At 67.6% G+C, this 3,191-nt stretch carries 3 protein-coding genes; all 3 read right to left on the reverse strand.

Annotated elements, in window-relative coordinates:
- Positions 1 to 477: 477 nt before the first annotated feature.
- Positions 478 to 1,047, reverse strand: a complete 570-nt coding sequence (locus VFZ20_RS18790) for an HD domain-containing protein (RefSeq protein WP_329685465.1) — start codon at positions 1,045 to 1,047, stop codon at positions 478 to 480.
- A gap of 255 nt (positions 1,048 to 1,302) precedes the next feature.
- On the reverse strand, positions 1,303 to 1,479 hold the full coding sequence (locus VFZ20_RS18795) for a hypothetical protein (RefSeq protein WP_329685466.1): 177 nt from the start codon (positions 1,477 to 1,479) through the stop codon (positions 1,303 to 1,305).
- A gap of 117 nt (positions 1,480 to 1,596) precedes the next feature.
- Entirely contained in the window at positions 1,597 to 2,997 is a 1,401-nt protein-coding gene (gene asnS, locus VFZ20_RS18800) for an asparagine--tRNA ligase (RefSeq protein ID WP_349264107.1), read from the reverse strand.
- Between the last annotated feature and the right edge of the window lie 194 nt (positions 2,998 to 3,191).

Consider the following 3,191-nt stretch of genomic DNA (forward strand, 5'->3'; position numbering starts at 1 on the left):
CCGCCGCGCGGATCCCTCGAGGATGGGGCAGATCAGTTGTAAACGCGCCCGTGGGCGTCGATGCGCGTGGCGCATCGGCGGCAAAAGAGCAGCGGTGCACACAGCTTTCGATCCCACTCGCGGCACTTGCAGCGCGGGCAGGGGGGAGTCATGTAACGGCGGGCAATCAGCCCGACCGCCGCGGCCGCGGCCAAACCGACAACGAGGGTCATCACGCCTCCGGCTCCAAGTTCAGGGACGTGTTGCCCACGCCCGATTGGGGTAGTTTATCCATCCGCCCGGCGGCCGTAAAGAGCCGCACGCGGAGAGGATGCAAAAACCGTCCCATCTAAGCTTAGCACAACGATTTGGGACGGAGTACCGGGTGCAATGACTCTGATACGCATTGCCGTATCAGACCACCGGAGATCCTGGGAACAGCCGGTGCCGGAGACGTGGAACGCGCGGGCACCGGCGATCCTGACAGCCGGCCCCGCGTCAGCCCTGCCCGGCCAGCCCCAGTTCCGGGGCGATGCCGCGCATGGCCTGGATGACGAAGTCCACGTGCTCCGCCAGGTCCACCTCCAGCGCCTCGGCCGCGTGGCGTACCTCGTCGCGGTCCACGCCCGCGGCGAACTGCTTGTCCTTCATCTTCTTGAGCACCGACTTCGCCTCCAGGTCCATGACCGAGCGGCTGGGCCTGACGAGGGCGGCGGCGGTGATCAACCCGGTGATCTCGTCGCAGGCATGCAAGGTCCGATCCAAACGGGTCACGGGCTGCACTCCCGTGCGCGCGGCGTAGTGCGCCTGGATCGCGTGCAGCAGGTCGTCGGGGTAGCCGCGCTCGCGCAGCATCTCCACGCCGCGGACGGGGTGCTCGTCGGGCCAGCGCTCGTAGTCAAAGTCGTGCAGCAGCCCGGCCAGCCCGTACAGCTCCTCGTCCTCGTCCCAGCGGCGGGCATAGGCGCGGCAGGCGGCCTCCACGGAGTACATGTGGCGGCGCAGGCTCTCGCTCTGCACGTGCTCGTGCACCAGGGCCAGGGCTTCGTCGCGGCTGGGGAGTGGCATGCGTGCGATCCGTCGTTCCGGAGTGATGGGGTTCGTTGAGCGGCGCCAATGTAGCGGAGCCGCTTCTCGTTGCAACCCGGACGCACGCGGGCCCGCGCCTCTCGCGTGGAGGCGCGGGCCCGTTCAATGGCCGGCTTCTACGACAACGACAACGGCGTTCTCACGCAGAGGCGCAGAGGACGCAGAGTACTTCAGTCCGCACGGGACCGGGGCTCCCTGCCCTTCGCCGCCTCCTTGCGAGAAAGATCGGTGATCTCAGACGGTGCAGTTGCAGGTGTTGTACTCCGAGCACCAGCACGAGTCGATGCCGCCCGTGACCACGCACCTGGGCGTGAGCACGTGCGCCTGCACCGTTCCGCGATCCTCCGTGGCCTGCGCCACGGCGAACGACACCACCGACAGCTCCTCGATCCGCAGCGTGAGCTTCTTCATCGCGCACCTCCGTTGTGCAGTTTGGGGCGGAAAGGGGGACGCCCCAGGATAGCCGACGCAATCCGCCCGGGCAAGCACCCTCGCTCGCCCGGGCGGATGGGATCCACCGGATGGGGATCAGAAGTCGGCGCTGCCGGGGGTGCGGGGGTACGGCAGCACGTCGCGGATGTTGGCCATCCCCGTGGCGTACATGATCATCCGCTCAAAGCCCAGGCCAAAGCCCGCGTGCGGCACCGTCCCGTAGCGGCGCAGGTCGCGGTACCACCAGTACGCGGCCGGGTCCAGCCCCATCTCCCCCATCCGCCGGTCCAGCACGTCCAGCCGCTCCTCGCGCTGCGACCCGCCGATGATCTCGCCGATCCCCGGGGCCAGCACGTCCATGGCCGCAACCGTGCGCCCGTCCTCGTTCAGGCGCATGTAGAACGACTTGATCTCCTTGGGATAGTCCGTCACGACGACGGGGCCGCCCACGATCTCCTCCGTCAGGTGCCGCTCGTGCTCCGTGGCCAGGTCCACGCCCCACTCCACGGGGAACTCGAACTTCTTTTTCGATTCCTGCAGCCGCCGCACGGCCTCGGTGTAGCTCATCCGCTCGAAGGGCGACTCCACCAGCGTCTCCAGCCGCTTGACCACGCCGGGCTGGATGCGCTCGTCGAAGAACGCCATGTCGTCGCCCCGCTCGTTCAGCAGGTCGCGGGTGATGGACTTGATGAAGTCCTCCGCCAGGTCCGCGTCGTCGTTCAGGTCGGCGAACGCGATCTCCGGCTCGATCATCCAGAACTCGGCCGCGTGGCGCGTGGTGTTGCTGTTCTCCGCGCGGAACGTGGGGCCGAACGTGTAGACGTTGCCCAGCGCCATGGCGTACGCCTCCACGTTCAGCTGTCCGCTCACCGTGAGCGACGCAGACCGGCCGAAGAAGTCCTTGCCGAAGTCGATTTCCCCCTCGGGCGTGCGCGGCAGGTTCATCAGGTCCAGCGTGCTCACGCGGAACATCTCGCCCGCGCCCTCGGCGTCGCTGGTGGTGATGATGGGCGTGTGCACCCAGTAGAACCCGCGCTGGTCGTAGAACCGGTGCACGGCCATGGCCAGCGCGTGCCGCACCCGCGCCACCGCGCCGAACGTGTTGGTGCGCACGCGCAGGTGGGCCACGCCGCGCAGGAACTCCATGGAGTGCTGCTTGGGCTGGATGGGGTACGTCTCCGGGTCGTCCACCAAGCCCACCACCTCGATGGACTTCGCGTGCACCTCCACGGGCTGCGGACGGCCGGGCGTCGCCACCAGCTCGCCTTCGACGATGAGCGACGCGCCCGTGGTGAGCCGCAGCACCTCGGCGTCGTAATTGGGCAGGTCGCGCGAGGCCACCACCTGGATGGGCGCGAAGCCCGATCCATCGTGCACGTTGATGAACGACAGGCCGGCCTTGCTGTCGCGCCGGGTGCGCACCCAGCCCTTGAGCGTGACGGCCTCTCCCGCGGGCACGGCGCCGCGCAGGAGGTCTGCGATCCTGTGGTGGGGCATCATGCGATGGTTTCCGAAACGAAATGGTCCGAGCGGTCTCTGGCGAGCAGGGAAACTAGTGCGAAAGTGCGAAAGTGCGAAAGTGCGTGAGTGCGTGAGTGCGTGAGTAGGGATCCGGGTCGTGAGATGCAGTTGCCTGCTATTCCCTATTCCCTATTCCCTATTCCCTGTTCCCTCCCGTATGCGCGAACGGC

The organism is Longimicrobium sp., from assembly GCF_036280135.1.
In the GTDB taxonomy this organism is placed as follows: domain Bacteria; phylum Gemmatimonadota; class Gemmatimonadetes; order Longimicrobiales; family Longimicrobiaceae; genus Longimicrobium.